This window comes from Flavobacterium beibuense F44-8, from assembly GCF_000769915.1.
GTDB lineage: Bacteria > Bacteroidota > Bacteroidia > Flavobacteriales > Flavobacteriaceae > Flavobacterium > Flavobacterium beibuense.
Genome location: NZ_JRLV01000001.1, coordinates 298,875 through 318,423 on the forward strand (window position 1 = coordinate 298,875; position 19,549 = coordinate 318,423).

24 protein-coding genes are annotated in these 19,549 nt (G+C 35.9%); 12 read left to right on the forward strand and 12 right to left on the reverse strand.

Annotated features, from left to right (window positions below; translation table 11 throughout):
• The first annotated feature begins 70 nt into the window (after positions 1 to 70).
• The gene (locus Q763_RS01470; RefSeq protein ID WP_035130324.1) at positions 71 to 1,003 is read left to right on the forward strand and encodes a hypothetical protein; all 933 of its coding nucleotides are present in this window, start codon (positions 71 to 73) and stop codon (positions 1,001 to 1,003) included.
• Between the two features lie 229 nt (positions 1,004 to 1,232).
• Here the strand turns inward: Q763_RS01470 and Q763_RS01475 are convergent, their stop codons facing one another.
• From Q763_RS01475 to Q763_RS01510, 8 genes are all read right to left on the reverse strand, one after another.
• Positions 1,233 to 1,424, reverse strand: a complete 192-nt coding sequence (locus tag Q763_RS01475) for a hypothetical protein (RefSeq protein WP_035130327.1) — start codon at positions 1,422 to 1,424, stop codon at positions 1,233 to 1,235.
• 5 nt (positions 1,425 to 1,429) lie between these two features.
• Positions 1,430 to 1,669 carry a hypothetical protein gene (locus tag Q763_RS01480; protein ID WP_035130330.1) on the reverse strand — a complete coding sequence of 80 codons (240 nt, stop codon included), beginning with the start codon at positions 1,667 to 1,669 and terminating at the stop codon, positions 1,430 to 1,432.
• A 25-nt stretch (positions 1,670 to 1,694) separates the two neighbouring features.
• Positions 1,695 to 2,036 (reverse strand): hypothetical protein, encoded by a 342-nt coding sequence (locus tag Q763_RS01485; protein WP_035130333.1) that lies wholly within the window; start codon positions 2,034 to 2,036, stop codon positions 1,695 to 1,697.
• Positions 2,033 to 2,263 carry a hypothetical protein gene (locus Q763_RS01490; protein ID WP_035130336.1) on the reverse strand — a complete coding sequence of 77 codons (231 nt, stop codon included), beginning with the start codon at positions 2,261 to 2,263 and terminating at the stop codon, positions 2,033 to 2,035. The genes Q763_RS01485 and Q763_RS01490 overlap by 4 nt, the downstream gene beginning before the upstream one ends.
• Positions 2,264 to 2,266: 3 nt before the next feature.
• Positions 2,267 to 3,976, reverse strand: coding sequence for a hypothetical protein (locus Q763_RS01495; protein ID WP_035130339.1), 1,710 nt, complete (start codon positions 3,974 to 3,976; stop codon positions 2,267 to 2,269).
• Positions 3,977 to 4,062: 86 nt separating this feature from the next.
• A complete protein-coding gene (locus tag Q763_RS01500) occupies positions 4,063 to 4,374 on the reverse strand; it encodes a hypothetical protein (RefSeq protein WP_035130342.1) in 312 nt (103 codons plus the stop codon).
• Positions 4,375 to 4,553: 179 nt separating this feature from the next.
• A complete protein-coding gene (locus Q763_RS01505) occupies positions 4,554 to 4,766 on the reverse strand; it encodes a hypothetical protein (RefSeq protein WP_035130345.1) in 213 nt (70 codons plus the stop codon).
• A 71-nt stretch (positions 4,767 to 4,837) separates the two neighbouring features.
• Positions 4,838 to 5,035 carry a hypothetical protein gene (locus Q763_RS01510; protein WP_035130348.1) on the reverse strand — a complete coding sequence of 66 codons (198 nt, stop codon included), beginning with the start codon at positions 5,033 to 5,035 and terminating at the stop codon, positions 4,838 to 4,840.
• Positions 5,036 to 5,134: 99 nt separating this feature from the next.
• On the opposite strand from Q763_RS01510, the gene Q763_RS01515 reads away from it, so the two are divergent.
• From Q763_RS01515 to Q763_RS01525, 3 genes are all read left to right on the forward strand, one after another.
• Positions 5,135 to 5,533 carry a helix-turn-helix transcriptional regulator gene (locus Q763_RS01515; protein ID WP_035130351.1) on the forward strand — a complete coding sequence of 133 codons (399 nt, stop codon included), beginning with the start codon at positions 5,135 to 5,137 and terminating at the stop codon, positions 5,531 to 5,533.
• Positions 5,534 to 5,590: 57 nt separating this feature from the next.
• Positions 5,591 to 5,977 carry a hypothetical protein gene (locus Q763_RS01520; protein WP_035130353.1) on the forward strand — a complete coding sequence of 129 codons (387 nt, stop codon included), beginning with the start codon at positions 5,591 to 5,593 and terminating at the stop codon, positions 5,975 to 5,977.
• Positions 5,978 to 6,653: 676 nt separating this feature from the next.
• On the forward strand, positions 6,654 to 9,722 hold the full coding sequence (locus Q763_RS01525) for a T9SS type A sorting domain-containing protein (protein ID WP_084595990.1): 3,069 nt from the start codon (positions 6,654 to 6,656) through the stop codon (positions 9,720 to 9,722).
• A 109-nt stretch (positions 9,723 to 9,831) separates the two neighbouring features.
• On the opposite strand, the gene Q763_RS01530 is transcribed toward Q763_RS01525, so the two are convergent.
• Positions 9,832 to 10,086 carry a hypothetical protein gene (locus Q763_RS01530; protein ID WP_157499264.1) on the reverse strand — a complete coding sequence of 85 codons (255 nt, stop codon included), beginning with the start codon at positions 10,084 to 10,086 and terminating at the stop codon, positions 9,832 to 9,834.
• A 200-nt stretch (positions 10,087 to 10,286) separates the two neighbouring features.
• Between Q763_RS01530 and Q763_RS01535 the strand changes: the two genes are divergently transcribed.
• A complete protein-coding gene (locus Q763_RS01535) occupies positions 10,287 to 10,577 on the forward strand; it encodes a hypothetical protein (protein ID WP_157499266.1) in 291 nt (96 codons plus the stop codon).
• Positions 10,578 to 10,629: 52 nt separating this feature from the next.
• On the forward strand, positions 10,630 to 11,277 hold the full coding sequence (locus Q763_RS01540) for a hypothetical protein (RefSeq protein WP_035130362.1): 648 nt from the start codon (positions 10,630 to 10,632) through the stop codon (positions 11,275 to 11,277).
• Here the strand turns inward: Q763_RS01540 and Q763_RS01545 are convergent.
• Complete coding sequence (locus Q763_RS01545; RefSeq protein WP_035130365.1) at positions 11,238 to 12,182, reverse strand: 1-phosphofructokinase family hexose kinase; 945 nt, start codon at positions 12,180 to 12,182, stop codon at positions 11,238 to 11,240. The genes Q763_RS01540 and Q763_RS01545 overlap by 40 nt on opposite strands.
• Before the next feature lie 111 nt (positions 12,183 to 12,293).
• Complete coding sequence (locus tag Q763_RS01550; RefSeq protein WP_035130368.1) at positions 12,294 to 12,593, reverse strand: hypothetical protein; 300 nt, start codon at positions 12,591 to 12,593, stop codon at positions 12,294 to 12,296.
• 428 nt (positions 12,594 to 13,021) lie between these two features.
• On the opposite strand from Q763_RS01550, the gene Q763_RS01555 reads away from it, so the two are divergent.
• The 6 genes from Q763_RS01555 (at position 13,022) to Q763_RS01580 (ending at position 16,862) form a co-directional block, all read left to right on the forward strand.
• Positions 13,022 to 13,321: a hypothetical protein gene (locus Q763_RS01555; RefSeq protein ID WP_035130371.1), complete on the forward strand. Its 300-nt coding sequence runs from the start codon at positions 13,022 to 13,024 to the stop codon at positions 13,319 to 13,321.
• 220 nt (positions 13,322 to 13,541) lie between these two features.
• A complete protein-coding gene (locus Q763_RS01560) occupies positions 13,542 to 13,829 on the forward strand; it encodes a DUF493 family protein (RefSeq protein WP_035130375.1) in 288 nt (95 codons plus the stop codon).
• Between the two features lie 11 nt (positions 13,830 to 13,840).
• Positions 13,841 to 14,533 carry a DUF4290 domain-containing protein gene (locus Q763_RS01565; protein WP_035130379.1) on the forward strand — a complete coding sequence of 231 codons (693 nt, stop codon included), beginning with the start codon at positions 13,841 to 13,843 and terminating at the stop codon, positions 14,531 to 14,533.
• A gap of 24 nt (positions 14,534 to 14,557) precedes the next feature.
• Positions 14,558 to 15,868: a UDP-N-acetylglucosamine 1-carboxyvinyltransferase gene (gene murA, locus Q763_RS01570; protein WP_035130382.1), complete on the forward strand. Its 1,311-nt coding sequence runs from the start codon at positions 14,558 to 14,560 to the stop codon at positions 15,866 to 15,868.
• 77 nt (positions 15,869 to 15,945) lie between these two features.
• Positions 15,946 to 16,305, forward strand: a complete 360-nt coding sequence (locus Q763_RS01575) for a hypothetical protein (protein WP_035130385.1) — start codon at positions 15,946 to 15,948, stop codon at positions 16,303 to 16,305.
• Positions 16,306 to 16,391: 86 nt separating this feature from the next.
• Complete coding sequence (locus Q763_RS01580) at positions 16,392 to 16,862, forward strand: hypothetical protein (RefSeq protein ID WP_052123183.1); 471 nt, start codon at positions 16,392 to 16,394, stop codon at positions 16,860 to 16,862.
• Between the two features lie 69 nt (positions 16,863 to 16,931).
• Here the strand turns inward: Q763_RS01580 and Q763_RS01585 are convergent, their stop codons facing one another.
• Positions 16,932 to 19,409: a DUF5686 and carboxypeptidase regulatory-like domain-containing protein gene (locus tag Q763_RS01585; RefSeq protein WP_035130388.1), complete on the reverse strand. Its 2,478-nt coding sequence runs from the start codon at positions 19,407 to 19,409 to the stop codon at positions 16,932 to 16,934.
• Positions 19,410 to 19,549: the final 140 nt, after the last annotated feature.

The following is a 19,549-nucleotide window of genomic DNA, read 5'->3' on the forward strand; positions in this document are numbered from 1 at the left end:
AATTATACTCTTTTATTATACTGTTAAATAAAACTTATATTTTAGCCAAATAAAACCATAACCTTATAAAATGAATTTTGAAGCAGTAAAAGATTGGATTTTTAAATATGTTCTTATTTTATCATTATTTCTGGGGATTTTACTCTTATATATCTCAGAATTATTTCAAACAGGTTCAATATTTAAGACCGTAAGCAGCTCAGCTGCTGGCATAATATTATCAGGTGGAGTATTCGCAGCAATTGTAAAATCGAAGCAATATAGTACTATCTTTGGCGATTTGTTGAGAGACATTGTTTTCTCAAATGAACATCTTGACAAAAGGAAGGACTTAGAAGAGATTTGGGAGAAAGTATCTCAAGCATTATGCAGGCAGAAATTTAAAGAAATTAGTGTTAGCCTCCACGATAATGTTAAAAACAGTTATTTGCCAATTAATCATGAATATTATTATAAAGACCATAATATCGATATAATAATTGAACGTGATGAGGAAAATCCTGGGTACGTATATGTTACTGAAACCCTAGTTACAAAAATAATTTCAGAAGATACAAGTAAGAAATATTATAAATTTAGTGGTAAAGTACCTTTGGTGCCAAGTGAAAGAGATTTGACATTTTATGAATTGAACGATTTGAAAGTTAATGGCAAGAAAATTGATTGTAAAGAAATATTAAAGTGTACAAAAAACTCTACAAGTTTGCAATTTTCATTAGAATATGAATGCAGTGGTGAAACTTCATATGAAATACGAAAATCAGAAAAAAAGCGTTATAATTTGAAAGCGAATCCCTATAAAGGACAAAATGCAATTTGGTTATATGAAAATTTTTCCGTAGATTTAAGTTATCCTAAAGATATGGATTTAGAGTTTTTAAACGTAGGAGTTCTTAATTCTTGGGAGATTTCTGCAAGGCACAGCAAGACAAATAACAGGATAAAAGCTACATATAATGGTTTGATATTTAAGAATCAGGGGTTTTTAGTTATATTTAAGTAAAATAATATTTGTAAATAATTTTTAATCAATATATTTGAGCCAAGATTTCACATAATTACATCTTACAAACTTTTAAATTATGACACACTTAACATCACATCAGGTAGGAGAAATTGTTTATGGTTAACCATAAACAATTAAAAAAGAAATTATTTAAACATTATAAAGAAAACCACTCAATGAGTGGTTTTTGCTTTAAGATGATATGTTGTAATCTTTTAATATTAAGTCATATCTTTAATTTCCACATTACACACAGTGCAGCACCAATAATGATACACATCAATGATGCAATAACCATTAAATAGCCACCTGCTATGTATGAGGCAGTAACTACTATTCCAAGAGCGAAAACCGTTGCAATGGCCTTTGCGATTACAAAGGCTTTCGCTTTTATTATTGTTTTTATTAGTGTTATCATAGATTTTATTTTTTATAACCTTTAGGCAAACCGTATGTTTCTACAAACTCCATAAACTCGCAATTCCAAATATTTTGGACGTTTACGGGCTTATCTGAAGGTAATTTTCGATTATCAGCTATTATGGTATTAATCCCATCACGTATTTGCCTTTCAGTCATACCACTTGCAACGTAAAGGGCTGTCAACTTCTTTTTATTTACAGAGAATGGTAATTGTTGTAGTTCAATTTCTTGTGTGTTCATATCGGTTAACCGGTTTAGTTGGTGATTAAATATTCTTTAGTTGGTTATCAATTATAGTTTTGTATTTTTCTGCTACATGATTTTCGTAAGGGGAGCGGTTCTGACCTGACCACATAAAACATTTCAGTAGTGTAGCGGCTTCAGATACCTTTAGGTTAACTGTAAATTTTTCCTGAACCCCTTCAACCTTTTTCCTGAATGTTAACCATAACCTGAAGCTTATATCTATTGTAGAGATTACATTTAGGAAATCCTCTATTTCAAGGCCTTTAACGGTAGATGTTAAAGCATCTGAATAAAGTAATACCTGTTCCTGCATCACTTTTATTTCGTCCTGTTTTACTTTAGTTAGATTAATATTTTTCATCCTTTGTACTCTGCTATTAGTTGTTTGGTTTTGTTGTCGTAGAATTGCAGTACTTGGGCAATTCTTGCGTAAGTACTGTTTTGTAGCCGTCTTAACATTCCGTCAATAATTGTTTTTTCAGGTTTGTTTTTCTCTTTTTCAAGGCTGTACCAAGTGATGTTTTTTTCTCCCGGCTTGGTAAGTATTACAAGCTTTATACGGGCGGTGTTTTTGTCGAAAATTGGCATAGGTTATGGTTTAAATGTTAATTCAAGATTTTTAAGAGTCTCCGGTAATTTTGCGTAAAACTGTGCTGGTAGATTATTCTGTACATAGTCTATCAAGTCCGGGAGAGCTATTTTGTTTTTTAGAAATCTCTTAATCTGATTTTCGTATTTTTTAGCGTGGTTGATGTCCTGTAGTCTTAAAGCGGCTTTACGTTCCATCTGTCTTTTTTTAACCGGTGCGCTTTCCATGTATTTTAAATGGTTTTTCCATGCTTTTTTAGTGTATTCAAATCCGATTTCCTTATTCGTTTTGCGGGTTATATCAAAGTAATTTGAAGGGTAAAGAGGCGTTACACCTGTACGCATGAACCATTTTCGGGCGTGTTCAAGTCTCCATCTTATTTCCTGAATTGAATCGAATACACTGGCTTTGTTGAATGGTAGCCCATTGTAAGTGCGGAATTTATTTTGCATCCAATGGTTTAAGGCATTTTTCCAGCATCCGGGATATATAGTAGCATCCCTGTACAGCTTTGTAGCAGTTTTAAACAAATCCTGAATGAATAATTCAATATATTCTTCGTTGGTAAGTGTCCCGGAAAAAGCTTCTTTCTGTAGAATCCTTATGTCAATAGGGATATAGTTGTTATAATCACCATCCGATAGGCCTAACGCCAGTTCATGGCGGTGGATAATGCGCTCTCGTAGTTTATCACTTAAAGTTTTTTCTTTTTTAACATCTTGCGTCGCGCCGCCCACCGGTGAATTTTCTACATTGCCCCCAGTGTTCTTGTAAAAAACGGTCTTGTAGTGAAAAGAGCCTGTGACCGGAGGGAACTCCTTATCACCAAAGGAGTGCGTAGCATCCTTACTTTTCTTATATTCATCTTTATATGCTCCTGTAGTTTCATTGGTATCAGGAAACTTTTTCCCTTCTTGGGGGGTAACAGGTTGATTTTCAGTAGAGGCGTATTTGTTAGTTTGAAGGTCGAAAATTGCTATGATTTCAGGATTTAAAACCACTTTTACACCTTTTGTATGGCCTTCAAAACGTGAATTAACGAACACTCCTGCCTCTTCTAATCTCCTTCTATGGTTACGTACCGTTTTAGAGCAAATAGCTAAGCTATGAACGTTATTTCGCTTCAGGTTGGTAAGGAAGTAAGCATTAACATCTAAATCCTGAATAGGGCGAAGGGTGCGAACGCCTAAGCCCATATATTCCCTGTTACGCTTCATTAATTGTGAATTGTACACGTGTAGCATATTTTGAAAAATCTGCTCTGTAGAGTATTTTACAGTTTGTATACGCCTTTTTAAAAGTAGCTTTTGCAGTTCGGCCGGTTGTTTTTCAATCTCTTTGTTATATTCCCGATCTGATAGGTTTTTATATCGTTTAGGAAAGAATTGTATAAATACAGCCTTATCTTCTGTTAGTTTCTCGTATTCTTTGAGTTGCAACAGTTCTTTAACCTTATCATTATGGCTTTTTATAGCTTTATTTTCCTCGTGTGTACGGGTATTATATTCTGCAATAAAAGCCCGGTAGTTATCCATTGTTTTAGAAAATGCTTCGTCAGTAAAAGCAGGGTAAACAGCTTTTATGCAGTTATCAGCTGCAATATTCCTCGCTACTTCCTTTATGCTTTGTTTTTCTTCTTTTTGTTGGGGAGTACCAGCACCAAAAAGGTTAATTGCTAATTCTCCAAACTTTAAAGTTTCCTTACTTCTCATTACTCTTTTTTTTAACCTGTCCGCTGCGGGTACATATAGCACCCGCGAGCATCAAGGGAATTGAGCGTATTTTGCTCCCAGTGCTGTTATTTCTTAATGTTTGGTGATGTCTCTGTAAGCTTGATTTTTATAAATCGGTTTTCGGGATTTACATTGATGAAAACCGGCTTTATATCATCGCTTTTAAAGCAGTCAAGTGCTTTTCTGTAGTTCGTGTTTTCGCTGTCCGAAAACATAATGTGCAGCGTGGTTGTTTTATCTTCCTGCATATGGCCGGTTATTACGCCGGCCACACAGGATAAACCTGTAAGAAGTAGTACAGGTTTTTGTAATAGAGTAGGAATCTTTTCCAGTACCGGGAAACTTCCCAATACTTGGTTAAAGTGACTATTTTCCATAATTAAAATGTTTGGTTCAGGGTCTTTTGCAACGGTTCGTTGCAACGGTGGTATTATTAGTGTGTTATTTCTTTTGAGTTATAATATTTTTCTTTAGTTTTGTTCTAGTCCATAGGTGGCCGCCGCAAACGGCCGTTATGGTTCAGGGCAGGCGAGGGTGGTACCTCGCCTGATTTTTTTTATACAGGGGTTAATGAATTAGCAAATTTTTTTGCCTTCCTGTCGGTTAATATCTTCAAAGCCATTTCTTTATATTCTTGTATTAGGTTGTCCATATTCTCGTTAACCTTCTTAGTTTTTTCCTTTTTGGTCATACCCAACATTAAGAATAGCCTGTTTTTCTCCTCTTCCGGGAGAGCCTGAATAACGTTGTATGCAGTTTCGGCTTTCAATTGGTTTATAACTTGTTTTCTTACTAAAAATGTTAAAGTGGCATGGTTTTTATTCTACACCGTTGCAACGGTTATGCAAGGGGAGAATTAGAATAAGATTTTACAAATAGGATATTTAATATTGTTGATTCACTAAGGTTAAACTCGTCCATAAGTATGGGGTAAGTTTCCCTACAGGTCATTATTGCTTTAAGGTCTTCATATCTACTCAATATTTTTTTATTGCGGCTCAATTTCCTTTCGTTTACTCTTTCTTTTGTCGTTGCCATATTACCTTAATTATTAAATGTCTATATTTATAAAGACAAAGTTATAGGTATTTGTTGTAAATAACAAAAAATATCTATCACAATGATAGAAATATTTTAATGAAAAACTATATAGGTTTAAATATCAAGTATTTATGTGATAAAAATTTTTTATCACAAAGGGAGTTTGGTGCTATATTTAATATAACCCAAGCTGTGGTTAATGCTTATATAAAAGGTAAATCAAACCCTCAAATTGATACTATCCAAAAAATATGTACTCACTTTGAGTTAATGATTGATGATTTTATAAATAAAGATTTAAACGCCGCACAATACACTCAAAAAGAAGTACCCGCCCAAAAGCAGCACGTTAGTGCTACAAACGAACAGAACACACCTTACAACCACGAAAAAGATGCTTTAATAGCTGCGCTGAGAGAAACTATCGATACCCAAAGAGAACTGATAGCAACCTTGCGCAGTCGGCTTGACAATACTCAGACGAAAGCGTCATAGTTATCGAATGGAAGGTGTTTAAGAATTAAGGATATTACTAACCTTTAATAAACACATATGGATTATAAAAATTTTACTAATTATCTCTCTGAAAGATTAGTTGTTAGTCGTGAAATTTTTTCTCTAGATTTAGAGAAAGAAAAACTTATTTCAGACTTAGGTTTGAAAATCTATAAACCCCATGAACTTAATACTCATTATATTAATGGATATTACTATTCAGAGAACGAAAGTGAAAGATGGAAATCAATAACTTTAAAGATTCCTTCAGGTATTTTAGATGAAGTTTTAGCATGTGTAAAGGATTATTTAAACAAAAATAATATAGAATATTCTGACAAAGATGATGAAGGTTTATTTGCCGTTGATGTTGAGGGATTTAATTGTCTTTTGGGTAAAAAGGCAGAAGGTTTTTATGAGATTCAAATAGCTTTACGAAACTGAGTTTAATGTTGTTGTAAGTGAATACAAAACTGAATACGATTAACAAAATTTATATATAACAAAGCCAGTAAAACCGCTTGTTTTTATTGCGTTTTCGGGAGAATTAAAATTCATAACCCTGAGGTCACGGGTTCAACTCCCGTCTTCGCTACTAAAAGTAGCAATAGGCTGTAAGTGTTTCACTTGCAGCCTTTTTTATTTTTTGTCTTTTTTCAGAATAGAAAAATAGTCGATTTTATCGATGTTTTTTTGTTTTCTCTACTTCTCAATTTGACTTTATGATCTGCTTTTTTATTTGTTTACTCCAGACTATTCTTTTTTAGTCATAATTATTTAATTGAAAGATATATGATAATCAAAAGAATAATTTTTTCACTTTTAAATCTGTTATCGTCGCAATTATTGTGGTATTTAAAATGTGAATATATGGCTTTTTTTAAGATTTATTAGTTGTTATATAAATTATAATTCTACTTTTTAAATTAAATTTTGGTTTTATTTCTTAAATATTATGTAAAAAAATAACACTGTGAGGTAACTTTGTTAGTGAGTTAACAAATAAAAAATTCTTACAAGATTTAACAGATTAAACTGGTTATATTTGTTAAACTCCTGCTTTTTGTGGGATATACATTGAAATTACGCTAATTAATTTAATCAACTAAATTTTGTTTCTATGAAGTTAAAATTACCACGTTTTCTATTTACGTTGGTTCCTTTAATGTCGCTTGGTGTGGCTGCTCAGGAATACGTACACCTGGATGTAACGTCCGGGTACAATCATGATGTTGTGGCAAATGGTTCTGCCACTTCTATGGCATCTACGACTATCGAGGTGGACAACGATAGTTATGCTTTTTTAAGTACTGATTTCCTTTCTCCGGGGGGTAACTCATATGCGAGTGCGCTACCGGCTACAGGTTTAATTAATTCGGCCGCTACTACCGGCTTAAGTTATCAAATGGCTCCGTTTGATGAGAATAATACTATGCGTATACCAACTACTGCTACGAGTTTAACTGCAGTGTTTTCAAATCAGGTAATGGCTAGCCAGGTTTTCCTTCTGGCTACTTCGGGTAGTGGTAGTGCAACAGTTACGATAACTGTAAACTTTACAGACGATACTTCACAGGCGGCAACCGGTGTTGCTATACCGGATTGGTATAATGGTACATCGCAGCCCACTGCTGCTTCTGGTTTTGGTCGTATAAACCGTAATACAGATGGTATTGATACACCATTCGGTAATCCAAGGTTATACCAATTAACTGTAAATATTGATGAGGCTAACCAAGGTAAACTAATAGAGAGCATTGAGGTTACTAAAACATCTACTGCTGCAGGTGTGGTAAATGTTATGGGCTTTAGTGCTAATGCAATACCTACTTGTCCTGCTCCGCTAGGTATTACTGCTGTATCTACAGTAGATAGTGGTACCGTTTCATGGTCTGACGCTCCGGTTATTCCAACAGGAGGGTATGACTACTACATGTCTACATCGCCGGATGCACCAACAGCTGAAACTGTTGTTACAAATGTAGCCAATACTGTTAATGAGGTTACTTTTAGCGACCTTACAGTAGGTACTACTTACTATGTATGGATTAGATCTAACTGTGGTACTGAAGAAGGTAACTGGGTTATGACTAGCTTTACTACAGGTCAAATGTCTGTTACTTATACAGAAGGTGATGGTAGTACTTTGTATAATACTAATGTAAGTGCTAACTCTACTACTACCTGTCCTACAACCGTGTCTGTAGATGTTCCTGCAGGATATCAGGTAGCATCTGTAGATGTTGCCTATTCAATGACTGCTATAAGTAATGCGTGGATATCTGAGCAGCGCTCTCTTCTTTACTGTACAACAACAGCTATGGGGGAAACAGCTGTAACATCTGGGCCGGCATTAAACTCTCAGGGTACAGCCACTTATAGCCGTACAGGTCTTGGTATTGCTGACGGTGCAACAGGTACTGTAGAATTTGAATTGAGGGCATGGAGAACATTTGGAGGCACGGATTGTGGTACTAGCTACAATAAAGTTGACAACAATACTCTAGTTGTTACTATAACTTATGAGCCTTTTGTTTGTGAATTAGAGGCTCCTGAAGCTGATGATCAAATCGCTTGTGGAGGTATAGGTTTTACAGTTTCTGATTTTGTTGTTACAGGAGCCGGTAACGTAGATTTTTATTTCTATGATACTATTGATGCTCCGGAACCTTTAGATCCGGAAACTCTTGTTGAAGAATCAGGTACTTATTATGTTTCTCAATATATAGGAGAATGTGAGAGTGACAGAACAGCATTTGAGGTTACTCTTAACTCAGTTCCTGCACCAACTGCAGATGCTGAACAGGAAGTTTGCCCTGGATCATTAATTTCTTCTTTAACAGCTCAGGCAGATGAAGGTGGTGTTTTATTATGGTTTACATCTCAAGATGCTCCTGCTCCTGTAGGTACGAATACTGAACTTGAAGAAGGTGCTTCTTACTGGGTAACACAACAAATTTCAGGTTGTCGTAGCCCGAGAGTAGAGGTTGTTGTTTCTTTCTCTGATGTGCCGCTTCCGGTTGCTGAAGACCAAGAGGTATGTGAAGGTGCTACAGTTACAGATTTATATGCTGATGCTCTTGAAGGTGCTGAACTACACTGGTATGCTACTGCTGATGCAGAGTTTGCATTAGGTCAAAATACTGCTTTAGTAGAAGGTTCTTACTTTGTTTCTCAAACTCCGGAAGATTGTGGAGAAAGTGACAGGGTAGAAGTTGTTGTGTCGTTTACAGAAATCCCTGTTCCAACAGCTCCTGTAAACCAATCACTTTGTGAAGGTGCTACAGTGGGTGACTTAATGGCTACAGGTGTAGAAGGTGCTTCATTAAACTGGTATGCTACTGCTGATGCTCCAACTCCGTTAGCTGATGAAACAGTTGTTGAGGCTGGTTCTTACTTTGTATCTCTTGTTCTTGAAGGATGTGGAGAAAGTGACAGAGTTGAGGTTGTTGTTGACTTTAACGAAATTGCGGCTCCGGCTACAGAGACTAACCAGTATTTTTGTGGTAGTGTAACTGTTGATGAGCTTTTTGCAGAGGGTATGGCAGGTGCTACAGTACAATGGTATGAGAGTGAAGAGGCTACTGAGCCAATCGCTGCCGGTACAACACTTGAGCCTGGAACTTATTTTGCAAGACAGGTTGTGGCTGCAGGATGTGTAAGTGCTGCAAATGATACTCATGTGTTTGTTAATGCAATTCCTGATGCTCCTACAGGAGATGATTATCAGGAGTTTGAAACGGGTGCTACACTTGAGTCGCTAGACTTTACAGTGGCTGAAAATGCAACTGTGACTTACTATGTAATGAACGGATCTGAAGAGCTTGTGGAAGTAGAAGCAGGTACTGAATTAATGGATGATACGGTTTACTATGTAACTCAAACTGTTGAAGGTTGTGAGAGTGAGCCGCTTGCTATAGAGGCTGCAGAAATTCTTGGTGTTGCTACTTTTGAGTCTGCCGGACTTAAAGTGTTCCCTAACCCGGTAGAAAGTATTTTAACGGTTACCGGTAACGTTACAATTTCTCAATTAACTGTGACTAACCTTTTAGGTCAAAAAGTTATGGAAGTTAATGTAAACGGAACAAATGCCGAGCTTAATGTTTCTTCATTACCACAAGGTACTTATGTGCTACAGGTAACAGGAGATACTGGGGCTTCTTACACTACTAAGATCATCAGAAAATAATATTCTTTAAAACTGATATAAAAAAAGGGCGCTTATTAAGCGCCCTTTTTGTTTTGTAAAGCCCTATAATACTAATTGGTTAAAATTGCATACAGGGCTTTTGCGGTATCTAACGTATAACTTTTAGCTCGGTATTGTAAGTGTGCTGCTGTATGTCTTCATTTTTTACTGGTTCACTGTATTTAATTTTAAACATAGAGCGTATTATGGCAACGGCACTAATAAGGCTTATTAAGAACACCGTGAGGTGCAGCATTTTAAATATTAGGTAATTTGGTTCTCCTGACTTGGCGAATTCTAAGGAAAGGTTATATCCTGAAATTGCCATTAGTACAGCTGTAGGTATTAGCAATATCAACTTCATAACAATAGTTTTTTTGATTTGTATACTGCAATTTCGCTTTTATAAATCATAATTTTCGCTAACCATTTACTAATTAATACTTAAAGTTTTTGTTGTAATGGGTTAGTTAACAATAAGGTAAATTTATATGTAACGTATAGTGGTAATAATGTAAAATCTGTTACGTTTGTATTAATGTGTATGTGCTACCAAAAGATGTAGTGAAGAAATTTGTAATTTTAGGGAAGGATATGAAGCTGAACGAATACAAACAACTAACTGAAGAAAAGCAGTATGATATACTTTGGGATAAAGGTGTTTTAATAGATGCCTGTATGCAGGGAAAAGTAAAAAAACTGCTTTATGCCATAGACAATTTTTTTGTTGAACTGTGGTGTGATATTTTTTCTAATAAAGTGCTGTGGAAACTAAGTTTTAAGCAGGGTAGGCTTTTGGAAAAATATCTTGATAAATACCCTTTTGAATTTAATGATAATATAGAAAAGGAATAAGTTTCTTGTATTGCATTTTTTTTAACGGTATACTATTTGCTTAATAATGAGTATGAATTTATTATATGTTATTAAGCGTGTTAAGCCTTCGTTTAAGGAAATAAGGAAAGAAGCAGATGTACTAAGGCTTTCTTCTCCCTGGTATTCGCCGGAAAAACATTCAAGGGTTTACGCAAAGAAAATCCGGAATAAATATACTTCGATAGGGGTGGTAGCTTCACTTCCCGGAATCATACCGGGGTTGGGTACAGCAGCTCAGGTAGCTGTAGAGGCGGGCTCTGTATCTACAGATGTTTTATTTATGCTGAGGTGGATGGCTAACGTTTGCTATGCTGTAGCCTATATTCATGGTAGTGATATAGAGGAAAATTTTGATTTGGAATTTACTATTGTCTTGGGGTTATGGTCGGGTGTTATTTCTGAAGAGGAAATAAAACAGGTGAGACAGGCTGAACTTACTGTTGCTCATTTTGATAACCACATGTCTCAAAGAATTAAAAACCGTATGAATCAAAAAATAGGTACAGAGCTGGTAGCTAAATACGGGCCTAAATATGCAGGTACGTCAATGGGTAAGCTAATTCCCTTCGGAATAGGAGCTGCAATTGGCGGTGCTTTTAATTACACCACCATGCAGCGATTTAATACTATAGTATATAATTATTTTACAGGTACAGCTTTATCTGTTAGCCAGTTATAAAGTCGTTTAGCATCTTCGGTTTTAAATAGCCCTGTTCCCGGGTTCATGGTAGCGGCAGTACCACAGGCAACTCCCATGCATGCCATTTGTGTAGCAGTTCCGTTTTGTGCAATTATAGAAACCATACCGGCAACCATACTGTCTCCGGCTCCCACTGTACTCAGTTTTCTAACCGAAGGGGCAGGCACATGTAAACATTCGTCTTTAGTAACCATATAAGCTCCCTGTGGTCCCATAGAAACTACTATCATTTCGGCTTTTCCTTCCTCAATAAGTTTTTTGGCTGCATCATCGGCGCTTTCGTTATCTAGGTTTTCAATGCCTGTAAGGCGGCTCAATTCGCCTAAGTTTGGTTTTAAAAGGTAAACACCTTCTTTAAGTATTTCGGTTAAAGCATCTCCCGATGTATCGGCAACTACCTTAGCATTGTTCTCTTTGGCAATTGCGGTTATTTTTCTTAGTATATCAGGATTGGTTTCAGGAGGTAAGCTTCCGCTTATTACAACTATTTCGGGAAACGGACTGTAGTTGGCTATTGTTTCAAAAATGTTGTTAATTTCTTGCTGAGTTAGCGGTTCTCCCGGCATCCCAAAACGGTACTGTTCGTTGCTGTTGGTATCTACAACCGTAAAGTTTTCACGGGTTTCTCCTTTTGTTTTTACCGGTAGTATGTCTACATGCTCTTTGGTAAGTAGGTTTTCAAGCAGTTCACCTGTACGTCCGCCAGACGTAAATAATGCGGTTGAGTTGATATCAAGGCGTACCAGCCCGCGTGACACGTTTATACCTCCGCCTCCCGGTTCGTATTTTGGAGGGGCACAACGCAGCTTTTTTTCGGGTTTAATATTTTGTACCTCACTGCTTTTATCTACAGTAGGGTTTAGGGTAATAGTAAGTACTTTCATCAAGGTATAGCTTATTATTTTAGATAAGGGCTAAATTACCAAAATGATTATTTAATGCAAGTGATTGCAGTAATTTGTAATAATAAAAAAATGGAAGGTGTGTGGGAAGGGTTATCTTAGAAAACGTTCTAAGATGGTGTACTCGTTACTTAGCTCTATGTAGTAACAGTCTTGTGGAATCTCAACATCAAATTTTGAGATTTGCTTATCAGTGAAGCCTCTTTGTTTTAGTTCTTCATGGGTGTGCAGTAAAACGGGTTCGTCGCCTACATAGTATAGGTTGGCGTCATTTCGGCTAATTTCTTTAACCTTACCGGATATACCATAGTCCATAGAATTATAAAACAAATCTTTTTCAAGCTCTTCCTCAGATAGCTCATTAATCCACGCTTTAAGGTCTTTTAGCTTCATACGCTGTGTAATTTTTAAGCTTAGCCGTGGGGGACTAAAGTTTGTTTGTAAACATTAAAGTTCGGGGTAAAACTATTAAAAATTTGTTAATTTTTTATTAATTAAAGCAAATTTTATGTGATTAAATTTACTATGGGGTTATGAAATTATACTTCTAAAAGTTAAATTAATGATATTATTGCTTGTTTTGAGGAGTTTTTGATGTGATTTTGGCAGGTATTTGGATGATTTTCTTTGTAAACGGTAAGTTGTGTAATTCAGGTGAATAGCTGCTGTATTTTTAGTGTTTTCATAATAAAGGCTGTATTTTACTAAAGAATTAAGGCAATTAAGATAAGGTTAAATAAGGCTTATTATTCAATAAACCTTTTGCTTAAGCGTTATATTAGTACACAAAATACTAAGCCTTTAAAAGTAAGGGATATTAAATGAGGAAATTAGATGTTAAACACACAGCATACCATGTTTTGGTTGCTGTTTATTTTTTATGGGTAATAGTAATAGGCATACTGGTAGCTATGGCTATGTATAACTACATTAATACTCTGGATGCAGGGCTTAACCAGGTATTTTTTAAATGGATAATTTATAACTTTCTAACAGGTACTATGTTGTTTGTGGTAATAAGGATGTTTAAGCAAAACAAAAAGCTTAATAGGGTTGTACTGTATAGTTATACTTTTATGCTGGGAGTATCGGTTACTACATTGCTGATGATAAGGGGATAACAAAAAACCGCCACATTTAATGCAGCGGTTTTTAACCAAATAAACAATCTAAAATAACCTAACCTTTTTATGAAGATTTTATTATTAGATGCAAATAATGTAAAAAGGTTGCTTTGGAAAAGAAAATATTTGTGTACTTTGTAATTCGATGATCCTGTAGCCGATTTTTAATGAAGTTACAGGGCTATAATGTATATTTGCGTTTATTTTTTAATGAAGAATGGATAAGAAAAGCGAAGAATTTTATAAAAGACTTAAAGAAGAACTTGAAAATACTACGGCTAAATGGCCAACAGAATATTTATTTAAGTTTATAGTGCCGTCTCAACCTCAAAAAATAGAGGAAATTGAAAAGGCTTTTGACCAAATGGGAGCTGTTATAGAAACAAACCAGTCCAAAACAGGTAAATATACCAGCGTTTCTATAAATGTAAGAATGAAAGACTCCCAGTCGGTTATAGATAAATACATTGAAATGTCGTCTATAGAAGGCATCATTTCACTATAAAAACACACAACATGGAATACAATCCTGATAACGCCATAAACGCCTTGGAATATAATTCTGAAAGGCCTAAACTGATTATTCCCGAATACGGAAGACACCTTCAGAAGCTTATAGAACAGGCAGTGGAATTAGAAGACAGGGACGAGCGCAACAAAGCCGCAAAATATATTATTTCGGTAATGGGAAGCCTTAACCCGCACCTTAGAGATGTGCCCGATTTTCAGCACAAGCTTTGGGACCAGATTTTTATAATGTCTGATTTTAAACTTGATGTTGATTCGCCATACCCAATACCGTCTAAAGAGATGCTGGAGCAAAAGCCGGAAAGGCTGGCTTATCCCCAAAATTTCCCTAAATACCGTTTTTATGGTAACAATATTACCAATATGATTGAGGTAGCTAACAAGTGGGAAGACGGAGAGCTTAAAACAGCCCTTATCATGGTGATTGCAAATCATATGAAAAAATCATACCTGAGCTGGAATAAAGATACCGTGAAGGATGAGGTGATTTTTGAACACCTACTTGAATTGTCGGGAGGAAAAATAAACCTTCTTAAAACAGATGAGGAGCTTTCCAATTCTACCGACCTGATGAGGGTGAATAAAAAGAACAGCAATAAAACCCAATATACCAGCAACAGTAAGCAAAAAGGGCACCGAAGCAATAATAGTAAGAACCAAAATAATAAGAACAGAAAATAACCTCAAAAACCTCTAAAACGCCGCATGGGAACATTTAAAATTGAAGGTGGAATACAATTAAAAGGTGAAATAACCCCTCAGGGAGCCAAAAACGAAGCATTACAAATATTATGTGCAGTGCTTTTAACCCCCGAAAAAGTTACTATAACCAATATCCCCGATATTATTGACGTTAACAAGCTAATTAAGCTGTTAGGGAATTTAGGCGTAAAAATAGAAAAGCTGGCACATGGTGCTTATACTTTTCAGGCAGATGAGGTTAACTTAGCTTATCTTGAATCAGAAGGCTTTAAGGAAGAAGGTAAATCGTTAAGAGGATCTATAATGATTGTTGGTCCGTTATTAGCCCGTTTCGGTAAAGGATATATTCCAAAACCCGGAGGTGATAAAATAGGACGCAGAAGACTTGATACTCACTTTGAAGGATTTATCAATCTTGGTGCTAAGTTTCGTTACAACAGAGAAGATTATTTTTATGGTGTAGAGGCCGACAGGCTTAAAGGTACCTATATGCTTCTTGATGAGGCATCGGTTACCGGTACTGCAAACATTATTATGGCTGCTGTACTTGCCGAAGGTAAAACCACAATATATAACGCAGCCTGCGAACCATACCTGCAACAGCTTTGTAAAATGCTAAACAGTATGGGAGCTAAAATTACCGGGGTAGGATCTAACCTTATCGAAATAGAAGGCGTAGAAAAACTGGGCGGATGTGAGCACAGAATCTTACCTGATATGATTGAGATAGGTAGCTGGATTGGTCTTGCTGCTATGACCCGAAGCGAAATCACTATTAAGGATGTAAGCTGGGATAACCTTGGTGTAATTCCTAATACCTTCAGGAAACTGGGTATTACTCTTGAGCGTAGAGGTGACGATATTTACATTCCTGCTCACGAAGACGGTTATGAAATTCAAAACTATATTGACGGATCTATACTTACCATTGCAGATGCTCCGTGGCCTGGTTTCACGCCCGATTTGTTGAGCATTGTACTTGTAGTAGCTACACAGGCAAGAGGTAGTGTTTTAGTTCATCAGAAAATGTTTGAAAGCCGCCTGTTCTTTGTAGACAGACTGATAGATATGGGGGCTAAAATCATTCTTTGTGATCCGCACAGGGCTACGGTCATCGGGCATGATTTTAAATCACAGCTTAAAGGTATCATGATGTCATCTCCTGATATCAGGGCGGGTATCTCGTTGCTTATTGCGGCACTGTCTGCAAAAGGTACAAGTACTATACAGAACATTGACCAGATAGATCGTGGTTATGAAAGAATAGACGAAAGATTACGTGCTCTTGGGGCTAAAATTACCAGAGAGGATTAATTTTTACTACAATATCATTTAAAAGGCTGAATAACTTCAGCCTTTTTTTGTTAAATTTGGTAACAACGTTTTTATCAATGATTAAACGTATCACATATGGTGTAATTTTTGGCTCTGTGCTTATTATTACCGGAGTGGTATTTTTATGTGCTTTTATAGTTTTACCCGATGCCCCACAAGAGGCTTTGGTTGAAAAAGAGTCCATATTGTTTTGCGGAACACCAAATACGCCACAGAAGTCGGCTAAAGGAAGGGAAATTATGAATTCCAATTGTGCAGCCTATCATAAAGCAGATATTGACTTGGGCAACGGAACACTTAGAGGGATTGATAAAAACTACAATGCAGCGTTTTTAATGGATTACATCAATAATGAGGATTCTCTCATTAAGGCTAATAATAGTGTTGTAAAGCAACTTCATGAAAAGTATGGATAAAACGATTACAAACACAAAAACGAATTCACTAAAGAGGAAATAGAAAGCCTGATTTCTTATTTAGCGCCTTACCAAAACAACTTAAAATGAACAGTAAGTTATTATTTTACGAGAAACAACAGTTTAGGCAATGGTGGCTTTGGCTACTGCTTGCCGTAATAAATGTTTTTATGGTGTATCCGCTTATTGTAAATATAGCTACTGTAAGGATGCCGGCAATGGCAGGAGAAACAATTTTGTTGTTGGTTACTTTTTGGCTATGGCGTTTAGCATTGGTCACAAAAATTGATGAAAAAGGAATCTCTATAAAATTTGAAGGCTTTCACAGGGATTTTAAATTTTACGATTGGAAAAATATCGACTACTGCGAAATAAAAAAATACAATCCCATTATGGACTATGGCGGATGGGGGATAAGAATAGGAGCTTATAATGTATCGGGCAATACCGGAGTTTTAATATATTTTAAAGATGGAAAAAAACTTATGCTGGGTACAAATAAAGAAGACGAATTATTTGCTGCATTAAATCAAATAGAATCAAAAAATCCCTCCTGAAAAGAGAGGGATTTTTTTTGTAAAACTGATTGGTTGGATTGATGACTGAACCCTTTATCGGGTTTATGTTTATTGAATAATATCAAGGAATTTTAAACCGAACATTACTCCGTCTGTTACATAGCCACTACCTTGGTATGACCTAACATAGTCTATTCTAAACATTCTGAATTTACCAATACCTACGTTATCAAACCCGGCAGTAAACTCATGGTAAGGAGTGTAGTTTGGTGTAGCAATACCGTGATAGCCTACAACAAGATTCCACTGTAGCTTGTTCAGTAAAGGAACTTTATTCATAAGGTAGCCTTTAAAGTTGTGCTCAATATGACTTTCAAAATACGAATCGTTTGTGCTGTGAGAGTAGTATGATAATATATTAAACGCATTAGTATTACTGTTACCCGAATTTACGTGTGTTTGATTGCCGTTAAAGTGTTTGTAATCCATAAACGCAATGTTATCTGCATTGAAGAATTTACCTGCTTTAAGGTTGATACCAAAATCCCCTTTGTTGCCTAGTGTAGTATTGTAATACGTTCTTGCTGCAATAAAGTCGTATTCATATTTGCTGTCGCTGGCTGCAAAAGCCTTGGTGTACTGTACAGCAATAGTAGGGTAATTGGCAGTACTCACATTAAGTTTACCATCAGGTCTTGTAATGTATTTTTGACCAAAACGGATAGTAGCAGCTATGTCGGCTTTCATTAAGTTATGAGTGTCAAATGCAGGGGTGGTATAATCGTTTGAAGCCTGCGGATTGTTTGATGTATAATCATGATCGTTTTTAATAAGTACGTAATCGGTATTATTAAAGAGTTGCTTACGTCTTACGTACTGAATATTTGCTCCCATATTAAGACCTGTAAATATCTCCCTGCCATAGCTTAGTTTGGCAAAGGTTTTGTCGTAAAGCTTCATGTAGTTGTCTTTAAACAGTAAAGAGCTTATCATGTTCATAGCCGGAGATATAGGTTCGCTTGCATTAAACTGTTCTACAATGCTGCCCCCTGTAAGGTAGAAAGTACCTACTTTACCAAAACGATGTGTAAACCATCCGTTTACTCGTAAACGATCTTCGGCTACACCATAATTAAAGTTAGCGCCAAAAGAGGTGTATTTCTTTTCGTCAGCATCATAATGCCTAAAGGAAAGCCCGGTATTAAAAGTCCATCCCTGTACAGTATTGAATATAGGTACTTTTAAAATACCGTCGTACGAATAGCGGTTGTGTTTTTTAGAGTTCCTGTAGCTATAGCCGCTAATGATGTCAAAAGGGCGGAATTTATTGTACTTCCTGTCTAATGAATCAAGATATTCGGGAGAGTTGGTAACAGTATTGATACTGTCTTTTTTAAAATAATCTTTTACTTCTTCTTCGGTTAAAGGGATAGGTCTTGCAGTTTGCCAGTATAGTGAGTCTTTTTTGTTTGAATCTTCTTCTATATACACAATTTCTTTCCCGAAGGTTTTTTTATCAAAATGGTCGTGGAAAACATAATTGCTGTAAACATGGGTAAATGTACCGGAGAACGTCATTCCTAATAATCCGGCTTTGAAATCAAATATTTGGGAGTTTTTTGCCCAAATCCTGCTACTGGTATTAAAACTGAAGTTTTGTTTTAAATTCAGGTTTTCCAGTATTGGCTGTTGCATTCTGTAACCTTTAATGTCAAAGTCTACGGCATATATTGCCCAGGTTTCGTTTACAATGTAAATGTAGCCCTCAAAAACAGGTTCTTTGTCGCGTTTTGGAGTTACCTGTATTTTGTTTATCAGGTTATTATTATCGTCAAAAAAGCTACCTTCCAGCTTAAACTTGTAGTAGTTAAAAGCATTGTTTGCTAAAGGAGAAATCATTTTCAGGTCAAACTCCACATAATTGTTGTAAAAGTTATAGTAGGTGCCTAACGCAGTATTATAGCTAAAGCCGTTATCGTCTCCGCTTATTTTTGAGGCGATAATTCTTTCCTTTAGGTTGTTAGGCTGTTCGAAAGTAATTTTAGATACGGTTTCCGAAAGGTATAATACCCCCGCTCCGGTAGAGTCTAACATTTCTCCTTCCATTTCCTCTTTTACTTTTATTCCCATAATCTTATCCGGAACATCTTTTATCCGGAAGATACCTTTAGAGTAAAAGTCGGCTTCAAAGCGTCCTGCTTTTTCTGAGTTTTCTTTTTTGTGTGCTATAGCTTCCCTTATAATTCTGTTGGCAGGATTATCGGTATTGTTTATAACCACTTCATTAAGAGTGTAGGTTTCGTCCTGTAAAGTTATGTTTAACGTATAGGGAAGTGACGTAACGTTTACTGTTTCTTTTCTGGTTTTAAACCCTATTGACTGAAATACCAGTGTATAGTTTCCGGTTTTTTTAATGCTTAGTTCGTATAATCCGTTTTCGTTTGCCGAGGTATTATTATAAGTGTTTTCAATGCCTATGCTGGCAAAAGGTACGGGTTCGCCATTGGCAGATGTTATTTTTCCTTTTATCTGGGCAAAGGAAGCTGTTGCAAACAGTAGTAGTAAATAAGTGATTGCTTTATGCATTGTTTAAAGGTTAAGGTATAATAATAGATTATTGGTTTTATTAGTAGACGTTTTAAAACTAAAAATGGTTGTATGAAAATTCTTTTTTTTATGATTAAGACCTGGAGAAGTATATTTTGTTACACTTTGAGCGTGCTTTA

Excerpts from the sequence above, each read along its gene's own strand:
- Q763_RS01580 (WP_052123183.1), top strand. The coding sequence starts at position 16,392 with ATGAACAGTAAGTTATTATTTTACGAGAAACAACAGTTTAGGCAATGG.
- Q763_RS01550 (WP_035130368.1), bottom strand. The coding sequence starts at position 12,593 with ATGAAGCTAAAAGACCTTAAAGCGTGGATTAATGAGCTATCTGAGGAA.
- Q763_RS01585 (WP_035130388.1), bottom strand. The coding sequence starts at position 19,409 with ATGCATAAAGCAATCACTTATTTACTACTACTGTTTGCAACAGCTTCC.
- Q763_RS01555 (WP_035130371.1), top strand. The coding sequence starts at position 13,022 with ATGAGGAAATTAGATGTTAAACACACAGCATACCATGTTTTGGTTGCT.
- Q763_RS01495 (WP_035130339.1), bottom strand. The coding sequence starts at position 3,976 with ATGAGAAGTAAGGAAACTTTAAAGTTTGGAGAATTAGCAATTAACCTT.
- Q763_RS01575 (WP_035130385.1), top strand. The coding sequence starts at position 15,946 with ATGATTAAACGTATCACATATGGTGTAATTTTTGGCTCTGTGCTTATT.
- Q763_RS01565 (WP_035130379.1), top strand. The coding sequence starts at position 13,841 with ATGGAATACAATCCTGATAACGCCATAAACGCCTTGGAATATAATTCT.
- Q763_RS01520 (WP_035130353.1), top strand. The coding sequence starts at position 5,591 with ATGGATTATAAAAATTTTACTAATTATCTCTCTGAAAGATTAGTTGTT.
- Q763_RS01470 (WP_035130324.1), top strand. The coding sequence starts at position 71 with ATGAATTTTGAAGCAGTAAAAGATTGGATTTTTAAATATGTTCTTATT.
- Q763_RS01480 (WP_035130330.1), bottom strand. The coding sequence starts at position 1,669 with ATGAACACACAAGAAATTGAACTACAACAATTACCATTCTCTGTAAAT.
- Q763_RS01515 (WP_035130351.1), top strand. The coding sequence starts at position 5,135 with ATGAAAAACTATATAGGTTTAAATATCAAGTATTTATGTGATAAAAAT.
- Q763_RS01490 (WP_035130336.1), bottom strand. The coding sequence starts at position 2,263 with ATGCCAATTTTCGACAAAAACACCGCCCGTATAAAGCTTGTAATACTT.
- Q763_RS01560 (WP_035130375.1), top strand. The coding sequence starts at position 13,542 with ATGGATAAGAAAAGCGAAGAATTTTATAAAAGACTTAAAGAAGAACTT.
- Q763_RS01510 (WP_035130348.1), bottom strand. The coding sequence starts at position 5,035 with ATGGCAACGACAAAAGAAAGAGTAAACGAAAGGAAATTGAGCCGCAAT.
- Q763_RS01500 (WP_035130342.1), bottom strand. The coding sequence starts at position 4,374 with ATGGAAAATAGTCACTTTAACCAAGTATTGGGAAGTTTCCCGGTACTG.
- Q763_RS01525 (WP_084595990.1), top strand. The coding sequence starts at position 6,654 with ATGAAGTTAAAATTACCACGTTTTCTATTTACGTTGGTTCCTTTAATG.
- Q763_RS01545 (WP_035130365.1), bottom strand. The coding sequence starts at position 12,182 with ATGAAAGTACTTACTATTACCCTAAACCCTACTGTAGATAAAAGCAGT.
- Q763_RS01540 (WP_035130362.1), top strand. The coding sequence starts at position 10,630 with ATGAATTTATTATATGTTATTAAGCGTGTTAAGCCTTCGTTTAAGGAA.
- Q763_RS01485 (WP_035130333.1), bottom strand. The coding sequence starts at position 2,036 with ATGAAAAATATTAATCTAACTAAAGTAAAACAGGACGAAATAAAAGTG.
- Q763_RS01530 (WP_157499264.1), bottom strand. The coding sequence starts at position 10,086 with ATGAAGTTGATATTGCTAATACCTACAGCTGTACTAATGGCAATTTCA.
- murA (WP_035130382.1), top strand. The coding sequence starts at position 14,558 with ATGGGAACATTTAAAATTGAAGGTGGAATACAATTAAAAGGTGAAATA.
- Q763_RS01475 (WP_035130327.1), bottom strand. The coding sequence starts at position 1,424 with ATGATAACACTAATAAAAACAATAATAAAAGCGAAAGCCTTTGTAATC.